At 51.3% G+C, this 2,368-nt stretch carries 2 protein-coding genes; both read right to left on the minus strand.

The genetic code is table 11. The features are described 5' to 3' along the window. Positions 1-203, minus strand: a 203-nt coding sequence (locus J5224_RS25035; protein WP_264627919.1) for a hypothetical protein, incomplete at its 3' end; no start/stop codon positions are given. Positions 204-214: 11 nt separating this feature from the next. Beyond that, on the minus strand, positions 215-2,368 hold a 2,154-nt coding region (locus J5224_RS25040; protein ID WP_264627920.1), incomplete at its 5' end, for a hypothetical protein.

A 2,368-nucleotide genomic window follows, 5' to 3' on the forward strand; every position in this document is an offset into this window, starting at 1 on the left:
GCTTCATCCACCGATCCGGCTTGCACGACGAGCCGGATATCGACGCGCTGTTTCTGACCTTCCAGCGGCACCAGCGTGTAGTGCAGGCCGTTCGGCAACGTGCCGGTGGTAATGTGCGGCAACGGACTTTTTATCTCTGCCGCCGAAAGGGCGGCGCTGAAAAAAATCGCGCCCGCCAGCCAATAGCTCACTGTACTTTTCATTATTTTTCTTCTTACCAGGAATAGGTCACATCAAGCCAGAACTGACGACCGAGGCCGTAGTTGGAGCCGGTTCTGTTGGCGCGGTTAAGTACGTTCATCACGTCTACGCCGACTTTGACATTCTGCTTGCCCAGCGGTTGGGTGTAGGTGACGCGCCAGTCGAGGTTCAGGTTGGTGCCAGCCTGTTTTTCGGTATAGATGTCGACCGGGCCGTCATACCCTTCACAAACAGGTTGACCGGCACAGATCAGGCTGCCACTGGTGGTGACCTCTTTATAGCTTCCCACATAGTTAAGGCGCTGTGTCCAGTCCAGACGCCATGCGGGGATCTCGGTATTCAGTTCAACGAAGGTGACCCAAGGGCGGTTAAAGTCATCAGCAGGGCGGTCGATAGCACGCATAAACTTACCTTTGTAAATTATGCGCTTATCAACATCAACCACATCATCATAGGCGGTATTGGACGAGTTGGATTTTTGGATACTTCCGCCAGCACTCCAACTGAACAACACGGAATGCCACTCAATAGGGGCGATAGGCCTAACCACCAGGCTATAGGTATCAGAGTCCATTTTACCGTTGTTGGTCAGAGAGTAGGTTTTACTGCCCGGGGCTTTTTCTGAGGCAAACTGATCTTTCCCTTCACGACCCACCCACTTCAGCGTCCATACCGTGTCATAGATGCGCTGTTGGAAACCTAAAGTCAGTTCATCGCTGTAAGGGGTTCTTAACGAGGTGTAGTTGTAGTTCACTTCATTTAACGCTTTATCGTACACCCACTCGCCAGGAATATTATCCACAGTCGCAGCCCCCGTAGAGCTACAGGAGCCGTTGGCATTGACGTGTTCGGCACGGCATTCGGTGTAACCGAGTTTACGGGCAGAACGCAGCTTATAGGCCAACACATTGCCTGCATAGTAACGGTTGGCTCCGCCGAACACTTCTGTGGAACGATCGCCCCACAGGTCATAGCTGGCGCTCAAACGCGGAGAAATATTGGTGTTTTTCATATAGTCGTCATAGTCGACCCGAACACCCGGTACCACGGTGAGGCGGTGAAACATCAAGGTATCTTGCAAATAAGCTTCATAGGTATTGGTGGAGACATCAACATTGGAGACATCGTACACATTGCGCTTGTAGTGGTACTGTTCACCACTGATGCAGGCCGTGTCTCCCGCACAGTTCACCGACGTTGTTCGCTTAGAATTGAGAAAACCATAACTGGCGCTATCACGCTGGTATTTCGCCGATGCGATCTCAGCACCGTATCCCACATCAACCCGATGCTGTATCCCCAGCGTCGAGAACGCTTTCAGTTCCCAATCCTGCTTTAAGGTCCAACCTTCTTGCGCCGTTTTGATGGTGCCATAGCCCCCTTCCTGCGCCGCCGTGCCTGTGAAGCCAGACACCCAGTCGATGCTGGGCGTTTTATACCAGTAATAGAAGTGCTGCTCTTTGTTGGTAATGGTGTTTTCGTTCTGCTTCCAGGCTAACTTGGTGGAAACCTTACCGAAGGCATTATGGTTATCCCATACCAAATTGGTCGCGGTGCCGCCGCCCTCGTTGGTAAAGTTGCCGTTTTTGATATCGGAACGAACAAAACTGGAAGTATGGGGCGAATACTGAACCGTCATGGTGAGTTGGTTGCGCTCATTCACATCCCACGCACCACGCAGCAGGTAGTTCTCTGACGAACGTTGTTGGTCTTCCCATTTGCCCATGTATCTGTGATAAAAGGGAATGTCTGACTCTTTACGCACGTAGGCAAACATTAATGCTGCATTGTCAGCCAACGGCTGACTGACCATCAGGTTATAAAAATCTTTGGTAAATTTGGGTTGTTTATTCAACGCGGTAGCAGAATTAAACTGTTCGGCTTCTCGTTCTCGCACATGGTATTTGGTCCATGCGGAGCGCGTTGTGCGGTAGCCAAGAGAACCTGACGCCTCGGTAAATGAAGGACGCTTTAGCTTCGCATCAACCACACCGCCGGTGAACTGACCATATTTCGCGGAAACATTGCTGTCATAGACTGACAGCGATTCAATCAGACTGGTATCCACCCAAAACGCTTCCGGGTGACCAGAAGGGAAATCAACAGCAGCGTTACCATTGGCTGTACCATCAACCTTACCCACGTTCACACCGGGGTTAAGGCGATC

The sequence above is a fragment of the Candidatus Symbiopectobacterium sp. NZEC135 genome (genome assembly GCF_025962695.1).